The sequence below is a fragment of the Burkholderia sp. Nafp2/4-1b genome (assembly GCF_003635165.1).
Taxonomy (GTDB): Bacteria; Pseudomonadota; Gammaproteobacteria; order Burkholderiales; family Burkholderiaceae; genus Burkholderia.
On sequence record NZ_ML058619.1, the window covers coordinates 214,961 to 235,823 of the forward strand.

A 20,863-nucleotide genomic window follows, 5' to 3' on the forward strand; every position below is an offset into this window, starting at 1 on the left:
CCGATGTTCCGGTCCGCCGGGGCCTTCGATCCGCCTGCCGCCGGCACGCGGACGTACCGGGCCGCGCGCTGCGCCGCGTACGGGCCACCGGCATGCGCGGGAGGCGCCGCATGACGCGCGCGACGCACTCCCCGCGTTCACCGTCGCCCAGGCCGTCGACGTCCTCGACGTCTTCCGGACGCACGAAACCCGCGACGGCCGCACCCGAACACGCCGGCGACGACACGCCGGCCACGCTCGACGCGTGCCGCCGCTGCTCGCTGTGGGAGCACGCGACGCAGCCGGTGCCCGGCGCGGGGCCGGCCGATGCGCGGATCATGCTGGTCGGCGAGCAGCCAGGCGACCAGGAAGATCGCACGGGCGTCCCGTTCGTCGGCGCGGCGGGCCGCATGCTCGATCGCGCGCTCGACGAGGCCGGCATCGAGCGCGGGTCGGTCTATCTGACCAATGCGGTCAAGCACTTCAAATGGGAGCCGCGCGGCAAGCGCCGGCTGCACAAGACGCCCGCGCAGCGCGAGGTGGCCGCGTGCCGCTACTGGCTCGAACGTGAACTCGATACGGTGACGCCGCGCGTGATCGTCGCGCTCGGCGCGACGGCGCTGCGCGCGGTGCTGCAGGACAACGACGCGACGCTGGAGCGCACGCGCAAGCCGGTGCGCACGCCGGACGGCAGCGTCGTCGTGGCGACCTATCACCCGTCGTACGTGCTGCGCACGCGCGGCGCCGATTCGCGCGAACACGCGTACCGGACCCTCGTCGACGCGCTGCGCACCGCGTCGCGCCTCGCGCGCGGCACCGGCGGCGAGCACGGAGACGACGAATGAGCGACCTGCGCAGCGACGACGCGCGCGACACCGCTGCCGCCTCGTCCACCGCGGCCAAACCGTGGTACCGGCGGCTCGGCCCCGGCCTGCTCGCCGGCGCGTCCGACGCCGATCCAAGCAACGTCGCCGTCTATGCGCAGGCCGGCAGCCAGTTCGGCTTCCACATGCTGTGGATGATCGTCGTCACGCTGCCGATGATGGTGGTCGTGCAGCTCGCGTCGGCATTCGTCGCGCGCGCCAATCGCAAAGGCCTCGTCGCGGGCATCCGCGAGCACTTCTCCGTCCGGCTCGCGAAAACGCTGGTCGTCATGGTCGTGATCGTCAACGTGGTGAACGTCGGCGCCGATCTCGCCGCGATGGGCGACGCGACCGCCCTCGTCGCCGGCGGCCGCAGCTACTGGTATGCGCCGGTCTACGGGATCGCATCGCTCGCGCTGCAGGTGCTGATGTCCTACGAACGCTACGCGCGCTGGCTCAAATGGCTGACGCTCGGCCTGCTCGCGTACGTGATCGAGCTCGCGTTCGTGCACGTCGACTGGGGCAGCCTGCTGCATGCGCTCGTGCTGCCGCACATCGCGTTCACGCACGACTATGCGACGACGGCGGTCGCGGTGCTCGGCACGACGCTGAGCCCGTACCTGTTCGTGTGGCAGGCCGCGCTCGAGGTCGAGGAGACCCAGGCCGAGCGCCGCAACGGCGACACCGCGTGCGCGCCGGGCGCGCGGCGCGAGACCGAACGGCGCATCACGATCGACACGTGGACCGGGATGATCGTGACCAATGCGGTGTCGTTCTGCATCATGGTGATCGGCGCGGCGGTGTTCTTCACGCACGGCAAGCACGACATCGGTTCGACCGCGCAGGCCGCGGAAGCGCTGCGGCCGATCGCCGGCGAAGCGGCATTTCTCGTGTTCGCGTTCGGCATCGTCGGCTGCGGGCTGCTCGCCATTCCTGCGTTCGCGGGCAGCGCCGCGTATGGCTGTGCCGAAGCGTGGCGGTTCCGCGAAGGCCTGAACGAGCCGGTACGGCGCGCGCCGGCGTTCTATGCGGTCCTCGCGCTGTGCGTGATCGTCGGCATCGCGATCTGCTTCAGCCCGATCAATCCGATCAAGGCGCTGTACTGGAGCGCGGTGCTCAACGGCATCGCCGCGGTGCCGATGCTCGTGCTCGTGATGCTGCTGTCGCAGCGCCGCGATGCCGAAGGGCAGCCGGGCACCGGTTTCGTGTCGAAGTGTTTCGGATGGCTGGCGGTCGTTCTGATGGCGGCGTCGGTGGTCGTGATGGTCGTGGATCTGTTGACGTGAGCGTTGGAGATGCGTCGCAGATAGATCGGCTGGTTGCGTGCGCAACCGTGTAGAAAGAAAGCGGCGCGCGCGCGACAGGCAGACACGCATGCCCGGTACGAGCACGCGCCGGTACTACCGCACATAAAACAGCCGGGCGCGCCGCCCGAGCGGCACGGCCCGGCTGCCGGCCCGTCGCGGTTACATCATCTTGCCGCGCGACTTTTCGGCCCGCGCTGCATCGGCGGCCGACTCGACCTTCTTCACTTCCTCCGGCGGCGGCAGCACGGCCTTGAAGCCCATCGACTGGATCCACATCTCGCGCGCCCAGCCGCGGGTGTGGTACAGGTGGTGGTCCTCGTCGGCCTCGACTTCATCGTGCGCGGCCTTCAGCGCCTTCGCCGCATCGCCGTCCGGCAGTTGATCCGCCGCATAGCCGATCAGTTCCCAGTTCAGGTGATCCTTGGTCTCGGCGAGCACCACGCACTCGGCCGCGACGACCTGTGCGACCGCCGGGTCGGCCTGCTTCTTCGCCTGCTCGATCACCTGCACGAGCGACTTGCCGGTCGCCGCCACCGCGGCACGCCCCGGCGACTGCGCGTTCGGATCGAGGCCGAGCGTTTCGAATACCTTGCGCAGCACTTCCTGGTGATGCATCGTTTCGCGGTGGTATTTCTCCCATTCCTTGTGGAGGTCCTCGTCGGTCGCGCACTGGATCGCGGCCTCGTAGATCTTCGCGCCGCCAAGCTCGGTCTCGTACGCCTGGCAGAGCAGTTCGAGGATGCCTTCGTGCTTCGATTGCCGTTGGGCCATGACTGCTTCTCCGAAAAAGCGGGCCGCACGCGCGGCCCTGGGGTTGAACCGGGCGCGCGTTACTGCGCGCCCACCTTGCGTTGCAGCGTCTCTGCCATGCCCAGGTGATGCTTGAGCGTCGGCAGCGTGGATTGCGCGAACGCGCGCAATTGCGCGTCCTTGCCGTCGCGCGCCTCGTCCTCGAACAACGCGACCGCCTTTTTATGCGCATCGGGCCCGGCCGCCGCGACATACGCGACGTCGAAGTCGTGCCCCTGCTTGCCGCGCAGCGCCGCGACGTCCGGGTCGGAGATCTGTTCGACCTGCGGCTTCATGCCCTTGCGCGCCGCGATCTCGTTGAGCTTCGCGCCCGCCTTGCCGTGGTCGGCGACCATCCGTTTCGCGAACGCACGCACGTCCGCCGACTGCGCCTGCTTCAGCGCGAGCTGGCTCGCCTGCACCTCGGCCTTGCCCGACAGCGCGGCCTTGTCGACGAACTCCGCGTCGGTGCCTTGCGGCGCCTTCGCGATCCCTGGGTCGCCGGTGCCTGCGCCCGACGACGGGTTGATCACGCCGCCCGGCACGTGCGAATTCGATGCGGGCGGCTCGCTCGGCATCTGTGCATGCGCGAGCCCCGACACGGCGAGTACGCCCGCGGCCAGCGCCGCGATCGTCCAGTTGGGTTGTTTCATGCGCTTTCTCCTGATGTGGGGGCGCTCAGCCGCCGACGATCGAGCCGCCGTTCGGATGCAACGTCTGTCCCGTCATGTAGCTCGCGCCTTCGGATGCGAGCAGCACGTAGCAGCCGATCAGTTCGTCCGGTTGTCCCGGCCGCTTGAGCGGCACGTTCGAGCCGAACTTCGACACCTGCTCGGGCGTGAAGGTCGACGGAATCAGCGGCGTCCAGATCGGCCCCGGCGCGACCGCGTTCACGCGGATGTCGCGCTCGGCCAGCTCGATCGACAGCGAGCGCGTGAATGCGACGATCGCCCCCTTGGTCGCCGAGTAGTCGGGCAGTTTGGGGCTGCCGTGATACGCGGTCACCGATGCGGTGTTGACGATGCGTCCACCCTCCTTCATGTGCTGCAGCGCGGCCTGCGTGCAGAAGAACATCCCGTACACGTTCGTGCGGAACGTGCGCTCGAGCTGCTCCTCGGTCACGTCCTCGATACCGGGCTGCGGATGCTGTTCGCCCGCGTTGTTCACCAGTACGTCGAGTCGGCCGAGTCGTTCGACCGTGCGCGCAACGGCGTTGCGCGCCTGGGTGCGATCGCCGATGTCGCATGCGATCGCCTCGCAACGTCGGCCCGCCTGCTCGATCAACTTCTTCGTGTGCGCGGCATCGTCGGATTCGTTCAGGTACACGATCGCGACGTCCGCGCCCTCCTTCGCGAAACCGATCGCGACCGCGCGGCCGATCCCGCTGTCGCCGCCCGTCACGAGGGCGACCTTGCCGGCGAGCTTCCCGCTGCCGACGTAATCGGCCGCCTCGTCGCGCGGCTTCGGATTCATCTCCCGCTCGCTGCCCGGCTGCTGCGTCTGCTTCTGGGGCGGCGGCGTCTTTGCGGTGGTCATGGGGTTCCTCCTTGAACGGGTGTCGGGAACGCGTCGCAAGCCGCGTGCCGGCTGCTGCGCCCGGGCCGGCACGCCGACGCGCACCGGCATGCGCTGCCGCCGTGCGTACGCGGGGCGCCTCGTCGCACGCGCATGCAGAATCGACGCGCTCAGCGCGGGCTGCCTTGCGTGGTGCCGTCCGGCCGACGGACCGGATCGAAGTCGCGCCACTCGCCGTCCTGCCAGTCGCCTTCGACGCGCTCGATCGACTGCGCACCGGTCGCGCGCAGCACGTCTTCGGCCGCGGCGGCCGTGGTGGGCGTCACGCGCGCGGCGAGAATCACGCCCGATTCGCTCTGCGCGAGCGTGCCCTTGCCTTCGGCCTGCTGGCCGCGCATCCTGCCGAGCGCACCGCCGAACGCGCCGAGATACGCGCCTGCCAGCGCGCCGGCAGCCGGCACGAACCAGTAGCGCAGGCCGACTGCATAGATGATCAGCCCGACGACCACCCCGATCAGCAGCCCGCGCATCGCGCCGACCATCGCGCCGCGGCCGCCCGGCTTCGCCGCCGTGTCGGCATATACGTCGCCGCCGATCGGAAAGCGCGCGTGCTGGCCGCCGGGGTTCAGGAAAAAGATCGACACGTCGTCCGGGCCGAACGCGCGCTCGTAAAGGTGGCGCGCCCCACCTTCCGCTTCATCGAACGTCGTGAAGCGGCCTGCGACGATCATCGCCATGCTGGTGCTCCTTGTGACGGGAAAATGCCGCGCACGCGAACGCGCGCGCGGCGCGACGCGACGCGGCGGTACTCACATCAGCCGCCCGAGTTCCTTCGACACCGAGGCCGGCGTCGTGTATTCGCGATCGGGAATCTGCCGGAGCATGTCGAGCACGCTCTGGTCCGCATGCGAGCGTTCGGCGCACTGGACGACGTCGGCCTTGCTCGCCGGATAGTCCATCCCCTTCAGCGCCTTCTGCACGTCGACCGGGCTCGGCGCCTTGCCGTGCCCCGTCTGGTGACCGCCCTTGTCGTGGTCCTGCTGGGTGCGCTCGCCTTCGTGCGCGCGCGAGTGGCTGTATTCGTGGCCCGTATGTTGTCGGGATGACATGGAAACCTCCTTCGATTGAAAAACGGAAAGGAACACGCTTACGTCGGCGCGCGGCGCGAGCGCGCGAGTGCGGCCACCACCAGTGCCGCCGCCCCCAGCGCTACCGCGCGTGCGACCTTCGGCCGCTGCACCACCGCGTTGTACGCGCAGCCGCGCAGCACGAGCCCCTCCATCCCCTCCCGCTCGTGCAGCGCGTGGCGCGACTCGTACAGCGCGTTGTCGTCGCGCGGCCGTGCGGGACGCACCGTGCGCTGGCCGCGCGAGAACAGCGTGGCCGCGATGCGATCGAACAGGCGCGGCGCGTGGTAGGCGCCGGCCGACGTCAGCTTCGCGGCACCGCCGACGAACAGCGTGCGGCGCGGATGCGCGGCCGCGTACAGGATCGCGTCGGCGACAAGCTCCGGGTCGTAGATCGGGGGCGCCAGCTTCGCTTCGACGTTCATGTAGTTCTTCGCGTGCATCACGAACATCGTGTCGATCGCGGCCGGCTTGATCAGCGTGACCGAGACCGGCAGGTGATCCGATTCGAGCTCGAGCCGCAGCGAATCGGTGAAGCCCTTCACCGCGTGCTTCGACGCCACGTACGCGCTTTGCAGCGGCACGGGCGCGTCGGACGCCTCGCTGCCCATGTTGATGATCGCGCCGCCGTGGAAATCGCTCTTGCGCCGGAAATGGTCCGACGCGACGAGCGAGCCGTGCACGACACCCCAGTAGTTGGTGTCGAATAACCGGCGCTGATCCTCGAGCGGGACCGCGGCCGCCGTGCCGAAAATCGACACGCCCGCGTTGTTGATCCACGTGTCGAAGCCGCCGTAGGTGTCGGCCGCCTTCGCGGCCGCACGCTGCAGATCCTCGAGATTGCCGACATCGCCTGCAACCGCCACCGCCAGGCCGCCGTGCTGGCGAATCTCCTCGCACAGCGTGTTCAGCGCCTCTTCGTTGCGCGCGAACAGCACCAGCTTCGCACCGCGCCGTGCCGCCTTGCGTGCGGTAACGAGGCCGATGCCGCTCGTCGCGCCCGTAATTACGATCGTCTGCTCGCCGACCGGTTTGAGCATGCAATTCATTCGTGCACTCCTTCTACGGGGCAGCGGTTATTTCGGACGAATGGTCAGCTGGTCGCGCACGTCCTGCACGCCGTCGATCTTCCGGACGACGCCGACCGCCTGCGCGCGCTGCTGGTCGTCCGGCACGCTGCCCGTCAGCATCACGACGCCGTGGCGCGTCTTCACGTGGATGTCGCCGGCCGACAGGCCGCTCGTGCCGACCAGTTCGGCCTTGGCCTTGGTCGTGATGGTGGCGTCGCGGATCTTCGCGCCGGTACTCGAATGCGTCGACGACGACATGGACGACGATGACGATGCCGCGCCGTCGTCGCCGGCAGCGAACACGTTCGGCGCGACGACCAGGCAGCCGGCGGCCGCGGCGATGGCGATCGCCATCCCCAGACGCTTGGCCGGGTGACGGCGGAATCGCGGTGCGCGGGCTTGCAGCGGGAATACCTTCATCGTGACCTCCTTTCATGAAGCCGGCAGCGCCGGCGGGTATCGCGGTGGCGCAAGCCGCGTGCCGCGCGCAGGATGCCGCGCCCCCGCGCGGCAGCGCGATCAGACGCCCTTTCATCCAACGCGTTGTAATTTTTTCGGCGCATCAGGGGGGCGCTTGCCCCGCAAAGCGCCGGGCATGGCGATTGCCGAACAGGGACGCAACGGGGCCCATCGGCGCGGCCCCGACCTTGGGAGCAACACCATGCAAAGAATCGCGTTGATCAGTGAACATGCGTCGCCGCTGGGGGTGATCGGCGGCGTGGATGCGGGCGGCCAGAACATCTACGTCGCGAACGTCGCGAAGCAACTGGCCGAGCGCGGCCTCGACGTCGACGTCTACACGCGCTGCGACAACGCGCACCTGCCCGAAGTCGTGCAGATCGGCCCGCACATGCGCGTGATTCACGTGCCGGCCGGCCCGCCGGTCGACGTGCCGAAGGAACGGCTGCTGCCGTACATGGGCGCGTTCGCGGACTACATGGTCGCGCGGATGCGGCGCGAACCCGACCCGGTCGACGTGATGCATGCGAACTTCTTCATGTCGGGCGAGGCCGGCCTGCGCGTAAAGAAGCGTCTCGGCATTCCGCTCGTCACGACGTTCCATGCGCTCGGCCGCGTACGCCGGCTCCATCAGGGCGCGGCCGACGGCTTCCCGGACGCGCGCTTCACGATCGAGGACACGCTCGCACGGCGCTCGGACCGCCTGATCGCTGAATGTCCGCAGGACGCGCTCGACCTGACCACGCACTATCGCGCCGATGCCGCGCGCATCGAGATCGTGCCGTGCGGCTTCGACGCACGCGAATTCCGGCCGGTGCCGCGCGCCGCTGCGCGTGCGCGGCTCGGCTGGCCCGAGGATGCGTTCATCGTGCTGCAGCTCGGGCGTCTCGTGCCGCGCAAAGGAATCGACAACGTGATCGACGCACTGGCCCGGATGCCGCGCGACCCGCAACGCTCGACCCGGCTCTACATCGTCGGCGGCAGCCAGGCGACGCCCGACCCGGCACGCGACCCGGAACTCGCGCGGCTTGCCGCGCTCGCGCATGACACCGGCATCGCGGAGCGGGTGGTCTTCGTCGGCCGGCGCGATCGCGATGCGCTGCACCTCTACTACAGCGCGGCCGATGTGTTCGTGACGACCCCGTGGTACGAGCCGTTCGGCATCACGCCGGTCGAGGCCATGGCATGCGCGGCGCCGGTGATCGGCAGCGACGTCGGCGGCATCCGCACGACGGTGGAAGACGGCGCGACCGGCTACCTGGTGCCGCCGCGCGACCCCGCCGCACTGGCCGAGCGGCTCATTCAGTTGCGCGCGCAACCGGATCTCTGCGCCGAGCTCGGCCGCGCCGGCTACCTGCGCGCGCACCGCTTCTATACATGGCAAGGCGTGACCGACCGCCTCGTCGACATCTACCGCGACGTCGCGCATCCGCTGCGCGCCGGCACCGCGGCCAGCAACCGCCGCACGCCCGTCGCGACCACGCCGGGCGTACTCGCGAACCGCAAGGAGAATGCATGATGAAGGGCTACGATCGCAAACGGGTGCTCGTCACCGGCGGCGCCGGCTTTCTCGGTTCGCATCTGTGCGAACGACTCGTGACGGCCGGTCACGACGTGCTGTGCGTCGACAACTTCTATACGGGGACGAAGGACAACATCGCGCACCTGCTCGATGCGCCGAACTTCGAACTGATGCGGCACGACGTGACGTTTCCGCTCTACGTCGAGGTCGACGAGATCTACAACCTCGCGTGCCCCGCGTCGCCGGTGCACTACCAGCGCGACCCGGTGCAGACGACCAAGACCAGCGTGCACGGCGCGATCAACCTGCTCGGCCTGGCGAAGCGCGTGAAGGCACGCATCCTGCAGGCGTCGACAAGCGAGGTGTACGGCGACCCCGACGTGCATCCGCAGGACGAGCGCTACTGCGGGCGCGTGAACCCGATCGGCATCCGCGCGTGCTACGACGAAGGCAAGCGCTGCGCGGAAACGCTGTTCATGGACTATCACCGGCAATACGGCGTCGACGTGCGGATCGCGCGGATCTTCAATACGTACGGGCCGCGCATGCACCCGGCGGATGGCCGCGTGGTCTCGAACTTCATCACGCAGGCACTCGACGGCAAGCCGCTGACGGTATATGGCGACGGCAAGCAGACGCGCTCGTTCTGCTACGTCGACGACATGGTCGAAGCGCTGACGCGGCTGATGGCCGAACCCGGCGATGCATGCGAGCCGGTGAACCTCGGCAGCGACGACGAGATCGCGATGATCGACATCGCGCGCGAGGTCGTGCGGATCGTCGGCACGACGGTCGCGATCGAGTTCTGTCCGCTGCCGTCCGACGACCCGCGCCAGCGGCGGCCCGATCTCGAGGCCGCGCAACGGCGCCTCGGCTGGCGCGCGACGACGCCGCTCGCGAGCGGGCTCGCGCATACCGCGCGGTATTTCATCCATCGGCAGGCGGTGCACCACACGCCGGGCGATCTGGTGCGCAGCACGCAGATCGCGTCGCACATGCTCGCGCAGATCAGCACGCAGAACCGGCCGACGACGGCGACGTGAGCTTCATGTGACCGCACGCGCGACGCATCAGGTGTCGCGCTGCGTCACCCGCGCGATCTTGTGCACCAGCTCGCGCACGTCGACCGGCTTGCACAGATAGCCGTCGAAGCCCGCATCGAGCGCGCGGCGCTCGTCGGCGATACCTGCATGCGCCGTCACGGCCAGCACGCGCAGATCGGGGGAAATCGCGGCGCGCACGTCGCCGTTGCGCAATGCATCGAGCAGCCAGAAGCCGTCGCCGTCGGGCATCGCGAGGTCGGACAAAACGACGGTCGGCTGCACGTCGGCCACCACCGCGAGGGCTTCGCGACCCGACGATGCGATCGCGACGGCTGCGCCGAAGGTCGTCAGCGCGGCGGTCAGGCTCGCGCGCGTGGTGGGGTCGTCGTCGACGACCAGGATGCGCTGCGTGTCGAGCGACACCCGATCGCGGGGACTATCCGCTTGCGTGGGGTTCCATGCCATCGCGCCGACCGGTTGCCAGCCTGCCGGCAGCGTCACGCGGAACGTGGCGCCGCGATTGCGCCCCGCACTCTCGACGCGCACGTTGACGCCATGCAGCTCGGCGATGTGCCGCACGATCGACAGGCCGAGGCCCAGCCCGCGCCGCGACGACGCCGGCGAATCGTCCGCGCGGCGGAACATGTCGAATACGTATGGAATGAATTCGGGTGCGATGCCCTGCCCGGTATCGGACACGGTGAGCACCGCGTGCGCGTCGTCGCGCGACAGCGTGACGGACACCGCGCCGCACGCACGGCAATTCGAACGGGCCGACCGCCTCGTGCATTGCGTCTAATGTGTCGACGAGCAGATTGCGCCGCAGCCAGCGCATGGCCACGAGCGTTTCGAGCGCGCACCCGGGCGCCTCGGTTTCGTCATACCCGAAGATCCGCTGCGCGGCCGCATTCCAGCTGACGATACCGCCGTTGCTGTCGATCCCGATGATCGCGTCCGGCGATGCATCGACCACCGCGTGCCGCAGGCGCGACGCCTCGGCTAGCGCGCGCTCCGCACTCGCATCCCGCAGCAGGGGCACGGCGCCGTCGATGTTGCCGTGCGCATCGGCGATCGGCGATGCCGCCTCGACGATCGGCACGGGCGCACTGCCGTGCGCACGGTGCAGCCAGTGCCGGTCGGATCGCGCATGGGCGCCGCCGAGCGCCCGGTCGAGCGGAGTGGTCGGCACGCGCCGGTCGTCGTGATCGAAGACGTGCAGCACGTCACGCACCGGCAGGCCCGTCGCGGCTTCCACGCCGCAGCCTGCCAGTTCCGCGGCCGCCGCATTCACATAGGTCACCCGGCCATTCGCATCGGTCGCGACCACGCCGTGCGGCAGCGCCTGCAGCACGGCTTCGATCTGCCGCCGTGCGGCGACCTCGCGCCTGCGTGCGGCATCGTTCGTGAGCCGGGCGTGACGCAGCGTGGCCGCGAGCGCACACACCAGCGCGCCGACCAGCATGAAGGCGCCGAGCCGCACGAGCCGGTCGGACAGCGGCTCGGTATAGGCGATCGGATCGGACAGGAACAGCGTCCAGACCAGCAGCCCGCTGGCCACCGTCGACACCATGCCGAACAGGAACGATGTCGCCCATGCGGCACCGGCGAGCATCGGGTAATACAGGAGGAGCGGCAGGTTCACGCCGCCGAAGCGGATCGCGAGCGTCTGCAGCACGGTGGCGGTCGCGACCAGCATCACGGCGGTTGCGTAATTTCCGGCCTGCGGCCGTGCAGTTTCAATCATCGGAGACGCTCCTGCCGCACGGCCGGCAATGGCCGGCCAAAGGGATACGCACGGCGGATGCGCGCGGGCACGCCGCATGCTCGTGCGCAACTTCGCCGGCCGGCACTGTCCGCCCGGGCACCGCTTGCACCGCTTACACCGCTTACACCATCTGCACCGCTTGCCTGAATCACGGAGACTTTCACGCCATGACCGCCTCGACCCGCTGGCTCGTCATCTCGCCGCATCTCGACGACGCCGTCTTCAGTTGCGGGCAACTGCTCGCGCAGGCGCCCGGCTCGGTCGTCGTCACGGTCTTCGCCGGCATCCCGGCGCGCGATACGGCCGCGCCGCCATGGGATCGCCGCGCGGGCTTTCACACCGCCGACGAAGCGGTGCGCGCCCGTCGCGCCGAAGATCGCCGTGCGCTCGCGCTGCTCGATGCGCGGCCCGTGTGGCTCGACTTCCTCGACGACCAGTACGGCACGCCGGCCGCATCGACGGCGATCGCCGCGCGCCTTGCCGACACGATCGACGCGCATCCGGGCTTCGGCGTGCTCGCGCCGGCCGGCCTGTTCCATCGCGATCACGTGCAGGTGCAGCGGGCGGCGCTCATGGTGCTGCGCGACGACGCTCGCGCCGGTGCCACGGCGCGCACGTGGCGCTTCTACGAGGATGTGCCGTACCGGCGGATCGACGGGCTGATGGCCAAGCGCGTGATCGGCTGGCGCGAGCACGGCTGGATCGGCCACCCGGTCGGCGCGCCGACTGCCGACGGCAGCGACCGCGCCCACCGCACGGACAGCGCGGCAGCGAAGGCCGCGGCCGTGGACGCCTATGCGAGCCAGATTTCGCTGTTCGACCCTCATATGCGCGCCGATCTCCGTGAACCCGAAACGTACTGGCGGCTCGAATGCGATCGCACGTTCGCGTAACGCCCGCGCGGATTGCACTGCCGCCGCGCGAGGCGCGCGTGACTGCCGTGGTGCTCACCTACCGGCGTGCGGACGAGCTCGCGCGCACGCTTGCACGGCTCACCGACCTGCCCGACCGGCCGGCGATCGTCGTGGTCGACAACGGCGCCGACGAGGCAACGGCCGAACTCATGCGCAAAGGTTTTCCGCATGCGGTGCTCGTGCATGCGCCCGGCAATCCCGGCGCGGCCGGCCGCAATCTCGGCGTGGCCGTCGCGCGCACGCCCTACGTCGCGTTCTGCGACGACGATACGTGGTGGGCACCCGGTTCGATTGCCGAAGCCGCGAACCTGCTCGATGCGTACCCGCATGTCGCGGCCGTCACCGCGCGCGTGCTGGTTGGCCCGGACGAGCGCGAAGACCCGACCTGCCGGCTGATGGCGGAAAGCCCGCTCGATGCGCCCGTCGCGCTGCCGGGCCGCCCGATCCTCGGGCTGCTGGCCGGCGCGACCGCGTTCCGGCGCGACGCGTTCCTGCGCGCGGGCGGCTATCATCCGCGCTACTTCCTCGGCGGCGAGGAAGCGCTGCTCGCGCTCGACCTGTGTCGCGCGGGCGCGTGGCTCGTCTATGCACCGCACCTGACGGTTCATCATTACCCTTCGATGCGGCGCGATGTGCAGACGCGCGGAAGCGTGTCGGCCCGCAACGCGGTATGGACCGCGTGGCTTCGCTGGCCGGCCGGTGCGGCGCTCGCGCACACGGCGCGGATGCTGCCGCGCCTGTGGCGCGATCGCGGTGTCACGCGCACGTTCGCCGGGCTGCCGTGGATCCTGCGCGAACGGCGCACGCTGCCGCCGCATGTCGAACGCATGCGCCGCCGGCTCGACGCCGCCGCGCGCCGCCGCGACGGCGTGCGTGCATGACCGCGGCGGCGCGGCATCAGGCGTCCGGTTTTTCCGTCTTTTCCGCTTCGTCTTCCAGTTGCGCGAGACGGTTGTAGATCGTCTTCAGGCTCACGTCGAGCACTTCGGCGGCTTGCGCCTTCACGCCGCCGCATTGCGCGATCGTGCCGAGGATCAGTTTGCGGTCGACTTCCTCGAGCGGTGTGCCGAACGGCACCGTCACGCGATCTTCATGCGAGTCGACCATGCTCGACAGCTCGTCCATGATCGGCGGCGGCAGCGTTTCGATCACGTCGGCATCGCTGAAGATGCTCGCGCGCTGCACGAAGTTGCGCAGCTCGCGCACGTTGCCGGGCCACGCGTAGGTTTTCAGCGCTTCGCGCGCGGCCGGCGCGAACCGCAGGTTGCGGCCGCTTTCCTCGTTGTAGCGCTGCAGGAACGCATCGGCGAGCATCGGGATGTCGTCGCCGCGCTCGCGCAGCGACGGCAACGGGATCGGGAACACATTGATCCGGTGAAAGAGATCGGGCCGCAACTTGCCGTCCGCCATCGCGGCTTCCGGATCGCGGTTGGTGGCCGCGACGATGCGCACGTCGACGTCGATCTCGCGCGTCGAGCCGAGCCGCGTGAGCCGCCCGGTTTCCAGCACGCGCAGCAGCTTGACCTGCGATTCGACCGGCATCTCGGTGATTTCGTCGAGGAACAGCGTGCCGCCGTCGGCGCGCTCGAAGAAGCCCTTGTGCTGCCGCTCCGCGCCGGTGAAGCTGCCGCGGTCATGGCCGAACATCTCGCTTTCGACGAGGTTCGCGGCGATCGCGCCGCAGTTCACCGCGAGGAACGGGCCGCGGCGGCGCAGGCTCAGGTCGTGCACCGTTTGCGCGGCAAGCTCCTTGCCGGTGCCCGATTCGCCGGTTAGCAACACCGACGCCTCGGTGCGTGCGACGCGGCCGATCGCATCGTAGACGGCCTGCATCGCGGGCGAACTGCCGAGCATCCGGCCGAAGCGGCCGAGGCGCTGCAGTTCCGAACGCAGCTCGGCGATTTCCTCGTGCAGTGCGGTCGTGCGCGGCACGCGCGCGAAGATGCTGTTCAGCCGCTGCATGTTGAGCGGTTTCACCAGGTAATCGGTCGCGCCGCGCCGCAATGCATCGATCGCGGTTTCGAGGCTCGCGTGGCCGGTGGTCAGCACCATTTCGCAATGCCCCCGCTTGGGCAATGCGTCGAACAGATCCATTCCGTTACCGTCCGGCAGCACGAGATCGCACAGCACGAGATCGGGGGTATTCGTCGAGACGAGCGTGCGCGCTTCCTCGAGCGTCGCGGCGGTGTCGCACGCGAGCTGTTGCGCTTGCGCGAGCGCCGCGAGCATCGCACGCGTATCGGCATCGTCTTCGACGATCAGGACGTAAGGCATCGAAGCTCCTTGTTATGCGGCCCGGCGCACCTATCGGCCGGAACCTCGGCGAGCATGCAGCGCGAGAATGCGGGGCCGGGGCACTCGGCGACGCATTCCACCATTGCATATGAATGGGGCAGACCAGCAGTCCTGCCATGACAAAACGAGTGCTTAGCAGTATAGAAGAAGCGTCTCGCGCATTCCCGGTCCATCGAATAAATCTATCTGTTCGCGATGACTGCATTGCAAGATTCAATCTAGCGCCGACGGCATAAAAGGTATCCTGTTTATACGAAAAAGACGCGCGCACCGCGTCATTTTTTCCATCTTGTCTCGACGATTTCGGTCAATACTTCCCAACCTTTTCATATCCATGTCGAAATCCGACGACGATGGCGCGCGACTGTTCGGCCGCTCGCGAACAATCCAGGAGCTGCTGCTGAAAATATCGCGCGTCGCCGCGACGCGCGTGAGTGTGCTCGTGGTCGGCGAAAGCGGTGCCGGCAAGGACATCGTGGCACGGCTCATTCACGACATGAGCCCGCGTCGCCGCGGGCCTTTCGTGCCGGTCAATTGTGGTGCGATTCCAAAAGACATCGCGGAGTCACATCTCTTCGGTCACGAAAAAGGCAGCTTTACCGGCGCCGTCGCACAACATGTGGGCATGTTCGAAGCGGCGCGCGGCGGCACGCTGTTCCTCGACGAAATCGCTGAAATGCCCGCGGAATTGCAGGTAAAACTGCTGCGCACGCTCGAATCGAACACGATCATGCGCGTGGGCGGCCACGAAGCGATTCCGCTCGACGTGCGGATCGTCGCCGCAACCCATCACGATCCGGTCGAAGCCGTGCGCAGCGGCCGGCTGCGCGAAGACCTGTTCTACCGGATCGCGACGATCGCGCTGCACGTGCCCGCGCTGCGGCAGCGTGAAGATGACGTCGGCGACATCGCGTTGCAGATCGTCGAGCGGTTGAATGCGCGGCACCGCACACGCAAACGTTTGTCGATGCAGGCGATGAAGGCGCTGCGCGCGTACTCGTGGCCCGGCAACGTGCGCGAGTTGCGCAACACGCTGGAACGCGCGTTCATTCTCGCGGACGAACAGATCGAACTGCAGTTGCCGCGCCGCCAGCCGCCGCGCGAGGAAGTGCGCCACAACGCGATGACGCTGCATATCGGCACGACGCTCGCGCACACGCAGCAGCGCTTCATCGTCGCGTCGCTGCGCCATTTCAACGGCGACAAGCCGCGCACCGCGAAGGCGCTCGGCATCAGCCTGAAGACGCTGTACAACCGTCTCGCACTGCTGCCCGAACACGAGCGCAATGCGACGAACGGCACCGCGGCGCCTGCGTCGGCGTCGGGAGGCGGTGGCTCGGGCAACGCGACTGGTTCCGCGAACACCGCGAGCGCGGTCGCGACGTCAGGCGCACCGACCCCATAACCCCGTGAGCAAGCCCGGCACGGCCTCATCGTCGGCCGCGCCGGCCGCGCCGTCTACGACGTCACGTCGCGCAGCGCACTGTCCCAGTCTCGCGCGAACCGCTCGATCCCGAACCGCTCGCACGCGTCGCGCTTGGCCGCCGCGCCCCATTCGCGCGCGAGGTCCGCATCGCGGATCAGCATCCGCATCGCATCGATCAGCACCTCGGGCCGCGTATCGGCGACGCCGTTGCGACCGCTGCGCACGAGCTGCGCCATCTCCGTCGTTGCGAGCGCAACGATCGGCATGCCGATCATCATCGCCTCGATCACCGCGAGCCCGAGGCTCGTGTAGCGGATCGGATTGAAGAAGAACCGGTAGTGCGCGAGGAACTGCGGCAGCGCCGGGTTCGGCACCTCGCCGATCCCGCCGAGTTCGCTCGACCCCATCCCGACCAGATCGAGCGGCACGCTGCGACGCACGTTCTCGAACAGGTCCGCGCCGAGCCGCCGGCCGCGCTTCGCGAGGTTGTTCACCACCGTCACGCCCTTCGGCAGCGTGCCGTGATACTCGACACCGTCGGGCATCAGCACGCCGTGCTCGATCACGCGGGTCGGCGTGACGCCGTTGTCCCACATCAGCGCGTTGAACGGCGTCACGTGCACCAGCAACACGTTCGGGTCCTGCACCGGATGCAGCGTATCGGTCGGATGCTCGCGCGGCGGGTCGTGCTCGACGAACAGCGTCGGCAGCGCGCGCTGCGCTTCACTCAGGAGCCGCACCCGGTCGTGCTCGTAATGACTGTGATGCTGGTACAGCACGCAGTCGAATTCCGTGTCGCGCACGCATTCGGCGCCCACTTCGTGCACGTTCTCGCCCCACGGCAGGTGCCCGACCCGCCCCGCATAACCGGGCGGGTTCTTGGGCTTCGTCACCAGGTAGAAATCGTGCGGCGCCTGCGACAGGTAGTACATATAGTTGCCATGCACGTGCCAGGTGAGCACGCGCAACCGCTTACGTGACATGACGTCTCTCCTCGGCGAGCAGTTCGCCCGCGCGGTCGATCACGGCGTCGACGCCGATCGCGGTCGCGCACTCGTGCCCGTACGGGCAGGAATCGAACATGCAGGGCCGGCACGCCGGGTAGCTCGCGAGCACGCGATGTCGTTCGGTGTCGAGCGGCGCCCAGCGGGCCGTATCGCTGCCGCATGCGACGACGATGCTCGGCGTGCCGAGCGCCGCCGCGACATGCGACACGCCCGTGTCGTTGCACAACAGAAGCCGCGCACGGCCGATCAGCGCGGCCAGCGCGCCGAGCGGCGTGCGGCCGCACAGGTTCACGCACGGCCGCGCCAGATGTTCGGCGAACGCACCGGCGAGCGCCATCTCCGCGCGCGTGCCGGTCAGCACGATCTGCCAGCCGTCGTCCGCGAGCTGCCGCGCGGCGCTCGCGAAACGCTCGACCGGCCAGCGCCGCGACGCCATCCGCGCACCGGGATGGACGATCACGTAGCGCCCCGGATCGAGCGCGTGCTCGTCGCAGAGCACATGCCACAGTGCGTAGTCGAGGCCGCCGAGCGGAAATTCCAGGTAGTCGCCCCAGTCGGGGTAGCCGAGCTTGCGCATCAGCGCCAGGTAGCGCGTGACCTCGGGCTCGCCATCGCGCCAGACGATCGAGCAGTCGAGCGCGGTCGCGCCGCCGTCGGGCGGCACGAAGCCGGCCGTGCGCGTCGCGCCGAGCGATGCGACGATCGCGTTGGTCTGCGCGCCGCTGCCGTGCAGCTGGATCGCGAGATCGAAGTCGCGCGCGCGGCATTCGGCGATGAACGCCTCGCGCGCGGCCGGCTCGGCGGGCGGCTGCTCGCCGAGGCCCGGCGCGCCGGGAAACGCGATGAAGTTGTCGATGTAGTCCGAAAAGCGCGACGCGAATTCGCGCGCCCACGGCAGCCCGATCAGCGTGATGCGCGCATGCGGTTCGCCGCGCCGCAGCGCGCGCAGCGCGGGCACCGCGCACAACATGTCGCCGAGCTGCAGCGCGCGGAATACCGCGATGCGCATCGGGCCTGACGACGAAGCGGAATCGAGCATCATAGGAAGAGCACCCGGAAGTGAAGCGAGCCGCGTATGCGCCAATACAGCGACACGGGCGGAATTGCGATCGACGTGACGATCATCTCGGCCACATGCGACGGCGTGAGCCGCGTGCCGCGCAGCCGCTTCACGCAAAACGCGGCCGTGATCACGGCCCACGCGGTCGCGCATGCGATCGCCGGCTCGCGCCAGCCGGCCGCGAAGCAGCCGAGCGCGCCGAGCGCGAACAACACGGCCGCGTAGTAGTTCCAGGGCGGCATCGGCCGGATGTGACGCCGGTAGATCGCGCGATGTTTCTTGTACAGCAGCGCGTCGAAGTACACCTTCGACTGCTGGCCGATGCTCGCGCCCCAGTGCGCGGGACGCACCGGATGCACGATCCGCGCAGCGTCGACCTCGACGATCGGCCCCGCATGCTCGCGCAGCGCGAACATCAGGTCCGCATCCTCGCGCCACGCGCGCGTGAAGCGCTCGTCGAACCCGCCGACGCGCTCGAGCGCGGTGCGCCGCACGAAGCAGTTCGCGGTCGCGAACTCCGCATGCGCGAGGCCGGCCGCGTCGCGTTCGTAGTCGGTCGGGCGCGGCCGCAACGGCACGTCGATGCGCCCGGCCGCCGCGACCGCCGTCGGCTCGGCCAGCAGCGCGGCCGCGCCGTGCCGCAGCCAGGTCGGATCGGGAATCGTGTCGTCGTCGGTGAACGCGATCAGCGCGCCGCGCGCGCTGCGCCAGCCGACGTTGCGCGCGCCGGCCGGCCCCTGCGTGGCGGGCGCGGTCATGTAGCGGATCACCGGCACGTCGCTCACGCGCTCCCGGCACGCATCGACGACGGCGCGCGCGCTGCCCGCCGGGTCGTCGTCGACGACGACGATCTCGTAGGTCGTCGGATCCAGTACCTGCACGCACAGCGCATCGAGGCAGCGCTCGAGCAGGTCGGGCCGCCGATAGGTCGGCACGACCACCGACACCACGGGCGGCAGGTGCGTGTCACGCATGTTCATCTCGGCTTCTCCAGCAGGAACGGGCCGATCACGAGCGCGTCGAGCGGCGACGTCCAGAAGCATTCGATCGCATCGCGCGGCGAACAGACGATCGGCTCGCCACGTGTGTTGAACGACGTGTTGACGAGCACCGGCACGCCGGTCAGCGCGTCGAACTCGGACAAGAGCGCATGCAGCAGCGGATGCTGGCTTTCGTCGACGGTCTGCACGCGCGCGGTGCCGTCGATATGGCGCACCGCCGGAATCGTCGTTTCGGTTCCGGGCGCGACGTCGTACACGAACAGCATGAACGGCGCGCGCAGCGGCGTGCGCTTGCCGCCGTTGAACCAGTGATGGGCCTTGCTTTCGAGCACGACCGGCGCAACCGGCCGGAAGTCCTCGCGATCCTTGATCTTGTTCAGCTTGCGCTGCATGTCCGGATCGATCGGCGACGCCAGGATCGAACGGGCGCCGAGCGCACGCGGCCCGAACTCCATGCGGCCCTGGAACCAGCCGATCACGCGGTTCGCGGCCAGCAGCGCGGCCGTCTGCGCGGCGACGTCCGCCAGCCGCCGGTACGGCAGCTGCGCTTCCTTCAGGAACGCCTCGATCGCGTCGTCGCTGTACGACGGCCCGAGATACGCATGGTCCATCCGCCAGTCGCCGCGCGTGCCGCGCATCCGGAAATCGGTCCACAGCGCGGCGCCGAGCGCGGTACCCGCGTCGCCGGCAGCCGGTTGCACCCACACGTCGTCGAACGGGCCGCGATCGCGGATCTTCGCGTTCATCACGCAGTTCAGCGCGACGCCGCCCGCCATCGCGAGCTGCTGCTCGCCGCTCTCGGCCGCGAGCCAGTCGACCGCCTGCAGCGTCGTTTCCTCGAGCACCAGTTGCAGTGCATGCGCGATGTCGCAGTGATGCGGCTCGATCGGGCCACCGCGTTCGCGCGGCGCGCCGAACATCGCGGCGAGATCGCCTTCATCGATTTCGTAGCGGCCTTCGCCGTTGTAGCGCACCAGCTTGCGCATCTCGTCGGCGAACACCGGCTTGCCGTACGACGCGAGCGCCATCACCTTGTATTCGTCGGACGAGTGCAGGAAACCGAGGTAGCGCGTCACGCGCTCGTACAGCAGCCCGAGCGAATGCGGCAGGTTGACCTGGCCGAGCCGCCGGTACGACTGCCCGTCGAACACGCCGTAACTGGTCGTCGCGCGTTCGCCGCGGCCGTCCATCGTCATCACCGCGCAGCGCTCGTACGGCGCCGCGAGAAACGCGCTGGCCTCGTGCGCGAGATGGTGCTCGATGAAGTGCCAGCGGAACGGCCCGTCGTGCGCGACGCCGCGAAAGCGCCGCTGCAGGTGGTGCGGCGCGCCGCCCGCGAGCTGGCGCGGCGCGTTCACGATCGACGACAGGAACAGCGGATGCCACGGCGACGCGCCGTCGGCGCGCGGCGCATGCGCGGACGGCTCGAGCGGCAGCGTGAGCTCCTGCGTGTCGCCGTGACGATCGAGTTCGAGCCACGGGTCGTACGAATACGCGACATGGTCCACGTCCGCGAGCGTGATGCCGGCTTCCGCGAGACAGTAGTCGATCGCGTGATACGGCAGCTCCCACGTCGAGAACGGCACCGGCCGCTTCGCGTGCTTCACGTGCGTGAAGCGTTCGTCTTCGGCGGCCGCGAGCACGACGCCATCGCGCACGAGGCACGCGGCGCTGTCGTGGAAGGCGGCGTTGATGCCGAGGGTATAAATCGGGTCCTGCAT

The 20,863-nt window shown here is 69.1% G+C and carries 19 protein-coding genes and 1 pseudogene; 7 read left to right on the plus strand and 13 right to left on the minus strand.

What is annotated here, in order from left to right:
• Positions 1 to 110 precede the first annotated feature (110 nt).
• On the plus strand, positions 111 to 824 hold the full coding sequence (locus C7H84_RS27645) for a UdgX family uracil-DNA binding protein (protein WP_121861752.1): 714 nt from the start codon (positions 111 to 113) through the stop codon (positions 822 to 824).
• Positions 821 to 2,128, plus strand: coding sequence for a divalent metal cation transporter (locus C7H84_RS27650; RefSeq protein ID WP_121861753.1), 1,308 nt, complete (start codon positions 821 to 823; stop codon positions 2,126 to 2,128). Before C7H84_RS27645 ends, C7H84_RS27650 begins: the two co-directional genes overlap by 4 nt.
• Positions 2,129 to 2,308: 180 nt before the next feature.
• Here the strand turns inward: C7H84_RS27650 and C7H84_RS27655 are convergent, their stop codons facing one another.
• From C7H84_RS27655 to C7H84_RS27685, 7 genes are all read right to left on the minus strand, one after another.
• On the minus strand, positions 2,309 to 2,920 hold the full coding sequence (locus tag C7H84_RS27655) for a DUF892 family protein (protein WP_121861754.1): 612 nt from the start codon (positions 2,918 to 2,920) through the stop codon (positions 2,309 to 2,311).
• Between the two features lie 59 nt (positions 2,921 to 2,979).
• On the minus strand, positions 2,980 to 3,591 hold the full coding sequence (locus C7H84_RS27660) for a DUF4142 domain-containing protein (RefSeq protein ID WP_121861755.1): 612 nt from the start codon (positions 3,589 to 3,591) through the stop codon (positions 2,980 to 2,982).
• A gap of 25 nt (positions 3,592 to 3,616) precedes the next feature.
• Entirely contained in the window at positions 3,617 to 4,474 is an 858-nt protein-coding gene (locus tag C7H84_RS27665) for an SDR family oxidoreductase (RefSeq protein WP_121861756.1), read from the minus strand.
• 149 nt (positions 4,475 to 4,623) lie between these two features.
• Entirely contained in the window at positions 4,624 to 5,190 is a 567-nt protein-coding gene (locus C7H84_RS27670; protein WP_121861757.1) for a hypothetical protein, read from the minus strand.
• A gap of 72 nt (positions 5,191 to 5,262) precedes the next feature.
• On the minus strand, positions 5,263 to 5,562 hold the full coding sequence (locus C7H84_RS27675) for a DUF2795 domain-containing protein (RefSeq protein WP_121861758.1): 300 nt from the start codon (positions 5,560 to 5,562) through the stop codon (positions 5,263 to 5,265).
• Between the two features lie 38 nt (positions 5,563 to 5,600).
• Positions 5,601 to 6,629, minus strand: coding sequence for an SDR family oxidoreductase (locus C7H84_RS27680; RefSeq protein ID WP_121861759.1), 1,029 nt, complete (start codon positions 6,627 to 6,629; stop codon positions 5,601 to 5,603).
• 27 nt (positions 6,630 to 6,656) lie between these two features.
• Positions 6,657 to 7,070, minus strand: coding sequence for a BON domain-containing protein (locus C7H84_RS27685; protein ID WP_121861760.1), 414 nt, complete (start codon positions 7,068 to 7,070; stop codon positions 6,657 to 6,659).
• 241 nt (positions 7,071 to 7,311) lie between these two features.
• Between C7H84_RS27685 and C7H84_RS27690 the strand changes: the two genes are divergently transcribed.
• A complete protein-coding gene (locus C7H84_RS27690; RefSeq protein ID WP_121861761.1) occupies positions 7,312 to 8,628 on the plus strand; it encodes a glycosyltransferase family 1 protein in 1,317 nt (438 codons plus the stop codon).
• The gene (locus C7H84_RS27695; protein WP_121861853.1) at positions 8,628 to 9,674 is read left to right on the plus strand and encodes a UDP-glucuronic acid decarboxylase family protein; all 1,047 of its coding nucleotides are present in this window, start codon (positions 8,628 to 8,630) and stop codon (positions 9,672 to 9,674) included. The genes C7H84_RS27690 and C7H84_RS27695 overlap by 1 nt, the downstream gene beginning before the upstream one ends.
• Before the next feature lie 27 nt (positions 9,675 to 9,701).
• Here the strand turns inward: C7H84_RS27695 and C7H84_RS27700 are convergent.
• Positions 9,702 to 11,418, minus strand: a pseudogene (locus tag C7H84_RS27700) (PAS domain-containing protein).
• A 188-nt stretch (positions 11,419 to 11,606) separates the two neighbouring features.
• On the opposite strand from C7H84_RS27700, the gene C7H84_RS27705 reads away from it, so the two are divergent.
• Both C7H84_RS27705 and C7H84_RS27710 read left to right on the plus strand, forming a co-directional pair.
• On the plus strand, positions 11,607 to 12,332 hold the full coding sequence (locus C7H84_RS27705; RefSeq protein WP_121861762.1) for a PIG-L family deacetylase: 726 nt from the start codon (positions 11,607 to 11,609) through the stop codon (positions 12,330 to 12,332).
• Positions 12,311 to 13,234 (plus strand): glycosyltransferase family 2 protein, encoded by a 924-nt coding sequence (locus C7H84_RS27710; protein ID WP_121861763.1) that lies wholly within the window; start codon positions 12,311 to 12,313, stop codon positions 13,232 to 13,234. Before C7H84_RS27705 ends, C7H84_RS27710 begins: the two co-directional genes overlap by 22 nt.
• Before the next feature lie 16 nt (positions 13,235 to 13,250).
• Here C7H84_RS27710 and C7H84_RS27715 read toward each other — a convergent pair whose 3' ends face one another.
• Entirely contained in the window at positions 13,251 to 14,627 is a 1,377-nt protein-coding gene (locus tag C7H84_RS27715) for a sigma-54 dependent transcriptional regulator (RefSeq protein ID WP_121861764.1), read from the minus strand.
• A gap of 355 nt (positions 14,628 to 14,982) precedes the next feature.
• Between C7H84_RS27715 and C7H84_RS27720 the strand changes: the two genes are divergently transcribed.
• Complete coding sequence (locus tag C7H84_RS27720) at positions 14,983 to 16,053, plus strand: sigma-54 dependent transcriptional regulator (protein WP_121861765.1); 1,071 nt, start codon at positions 14,983 to 14,985, stop codon at positions 16,051 to 16,053.
• 53 nt (positions 16,054 to 16,106) lie between these two features.
• On the opposite strand, the gene C7H84_RS27725 is transcribed toward C7H84_RS27720, so the two are convergent.
• Genes C7H84_RS27725 through C7H84_RS27740 form a run of 4 tightly spaced genes read right to left on the minus strand, consistent with a single transcriptional unit; the run spans position 16,107 to position 20,863 of the window.
• On the minus strand, positions 16,107 to 17,057 hold the full coding sequence (locus C7H84_RS27725) for a glycosyltransferase family 4 protein (RefSeq protein ID WP_121861766.1): 951 nt from the start codon (positions 17,055 to 17,057) through the stop codon (positions 16,107 to 16,109).
• Entirely contained in the window at positions 17,047 to 18,123 is a 1,077-nt protein-coding gene (locus C7H84_RS27730; protein WP_121861767.1) for a glycosyltransferase family 9 protein, read from the minus strand. The genes C7H84_RS27725 and C7H84_RS27730 overlap by 11 nt, the downstream gene beginning before the upstream one ends.
• Positions 18,120 to 19,121 carry a glycosyltransferase gene (locus tag C7H84_RS27735; protein ID WP_121861768.1) on the minus strand — a complete coding sequence of 334 codons (1,002 nt, stop codon included), beginning with the start codon at positions 19,119 to 19,121 and terminating at the stop codon, positions 18,120 to 18,122. The genes C7H84_RS27730 and C7H84_RS27735 overlap by 4 nt, the downstream gene beginning before the upstream one ends.
• Entirely contained in the window at positions 19,118 to 20,863 is a 1,746-nt protein-coding gene (locus tag C7H84_RS27740; RefSeq protein ID WP_121861769.1) for a carbamoyltransferase C-terminal domain-containing protein, read from the minus strand. Before C7H84_RS27740 ends, C7H84_RS27735 begins: the two co-directional genes overlap by 4 nt.

Excerpts from the sequence above, each read along its gene's own strand:
- C7H84_RS27665 (WP_121861756.1), bottom strand. The coding sequence starts at position 4,474 with ATGACCACCGCAAAGACGCCGCCGCCCCAGAAGCAGACGCAGCAGCCG.
- C7H84_RS27740 (WP_121861769.1), bottom strand. The coding sequence starts at position 20,863 with ATGCAGGACCCGATTTATACCCTCGGCATCAACGCCGCCTTCCACGAC.
- C7H84_RS27655 (WP_121861754.1), bottom strand. The coding sequence starts at position 2,920 with ATGGCCCAACGGCAATCGAAGCACGAAGGCATCCTCGAACTGCTCTGC.
- C7H84_RS27715 (WP_121861764.1), bottom strand. The coding sequence starts at position 14,627 with ATGCCTTACGTCCTGATCGTCGAAGACGATGCCGATACGCGTGCGATG.
- C7H84_RS27675 (WP_121861758.1), bottom strand. The coding sequence starts at position 5,562 with ATGTCATCCCGACAACATACGGGCCACGAATACAGCCACTCGCGCGCG.
- C7H84_RS27720 (WP_121861765.1), top strand. The coding sequence starts at position 14,983 with ATGTCGAAATCCGACGACGATGGCGCGCGACTGTTCGGCCGCTCGCGA.
- C7H84_RS27710 (WP_121861763.1), top strand. The coding sequence starts at position 12,311 with ATGCGATCGCACGTTCGCGTAACGCCCGCGCGGATTGCACTGCCGCCG.
- C7H84_RS27725 (WP_121861766.1), bottom strand. The coding sequence starts at position 17,057 with ATGTCACGTAAGCGGTTGCGCGTGCTCACCTGGCACGTGCATGGCAAC.
- C7H84_RS27650 (WP_121861753.1), top strand. The coding sequence starts at position 821 with ATGAGCGACCTGCGCAGCGACGACGCGCGCGACACCGCTGCCGCCTCG.
- C7H84_RS27660 (WP_121861755.1), bottom strand. The coding sequence starts at position 3,591 with ATGAAACAACCCAACTGGACGATCGCGGCGCTGGCCGCGGGCGTACTC.
- C7H84_RS27645 (WP_121861752.1), top strand. The coding sequence starts at position 111 with ATGACGCGCGCGACGCACTCCCCGCGTTCACCGTCGCCCAGGCCGTCG.
- C7H84_RS27690 (WP_121861761.1), top strand. The coding sequence starts at position 7,312 with ATGCAAAGAATCGCGTTGATCAGTGAACATGCGTCGCCGCTGGGGGTG.
- C7H84_RS27705 (WP_121861762.1), top strand. The coding sequence starts at position 11,607 with ATGACCGCCTCGACCCGCTGGCTCGTCATCTCGCCGCATCTCGACGAC.
- C7H84_RS27670 (WP_121861757.1), bottom strand. The coding sequence starts at position 5,190 with ATGGCGATGATCGTCGCAGGCCGCTTCACGACGTTCGATGAAGCGGAA.
- C7H84_RS27685 (WP_121861760.1), bottom strand. The coding sequence starts at position 7,070 with ATGAAGGTATTCCCGCTGCAAGCCCGCGCACCGCGATTCCGCCGTCAC.
- C7H84_RS27695 (WP_121861853.1), top strand. The coding sequence starts at position 8,628 with ATGAAGGGCTACGATCGCAAACGGGTGCTCGTCACCGGCGGCGCCGGC.
- C7H84_RS27735 (WP_121861768.1), bottom strand. The coding sequence starts at position 19,121 with ATGAACATGCGTGACACGCACCTGCCGCCCGTGGTGTCGGTGGTCGTG.
- C7H84_RS27730 (WP_121861767.1), bottom strand. The coding sequence starts at position 18,123 with ATGATGCTCGATTCCGCTTCGTCGTCAGGCCCGATGCGCATCGCGGTA.
- C7H84_RS27680 (WP_121861759.1), bottom strand. The coding sequence starts at position 6,629 with ATGAATTGCATGCTCAAACCGGTCGGCGAGCAGACGATCGTAATTACG.